Consider the following 772-nt stretch of genomic DNA (forward strand, 5'->3'; position numbering starts at 1 on the left):
CTCGATTACCACGGCCCGCTCGGGCCGCATTGAGACAAAGGACAACGCCCAGTTCCTCATGCTCGAAAACGGCCAGYGCCTGGAAAACGTCATCGGACAATCAGCGCTCAAGATCAGCGACTTCGCCGAGTACGGCACCAAAACCGGTGATAACAACCCGCTGGCCGAAAACGCGCCGGAAGCCAAATTGCTGTCCACCCGCTCATTGATCAAGGCGCCGACGCGCGGCAACCTCGGCGAACTGGCATGGCGGCTGGGGCTGGGCCTGGCGTCCATCAACTTCGTCGTACTGGCCGTAGCCCTCGCCAGCGTGAATCCGCGCGGGGGACGCAGTGGCAACATGATCTTTGTGCTGCTGACTTTTGTGGTCTACAACAACCTGGTCAACCTCGGGCAAAGCTGGATTTTTGTGGGCCTCATCAGCTTCAGCAACTTCCTGCTGGCGCTGCATGGCGGCGTCCTGCTGCTGGCACTGATCTGGCTGTCCAAGCGGCAGTTCAACTGGAAGCTGCGGCCCGCCCGGCGCATTACCCGTACACCGCTGGCTGTACGTGACAGCGAGAACCACGCATGAAAACCATACGCCGCCTGATTTACGGTGAAGTACTGGCTGCCATCGCCCTGGTGGCGCTCGGCTTCCTGGCCCTGTTTTTCTTTTTTGACCTGGTCGACGAGCTGCAATACCTTGGCAAGAGTACCGGCATCAACGCCGCCGATGTCTACCAGATCAGGCACGCGCTGCTGTATGTGGGCCTGCTGATCCCCAATCATC

1 protein-coding gene and 1 pseudogene are annotated in these 772 nt (G+C 59.9%); both read left to right on the plus strand.

What is annotated here, in order from left to right; genetic code table 11:
- Positions 1-574 (plus strand): LptF/LptG family permease (locus tag AC1D0Z_RS23330; RefSeq protein ID WP_477660498.1); only part of this gene is annotated, 574 nt, incomplete at its 5' end.
- Positions 571-772 (plus strand): annotated as a pseudogene (locus AC1D0Z_RS23335) (LPS export ABC transporter permease LptG); the annotation flags it as partial. The gene AC1D0Z_RS23330 and the pseudogene AC1D0Z_RS23335, both read left to right, overlap by 4 nt.

The organism is Polaromonas sp. P1_E3 (assembly GCF_056405935.1).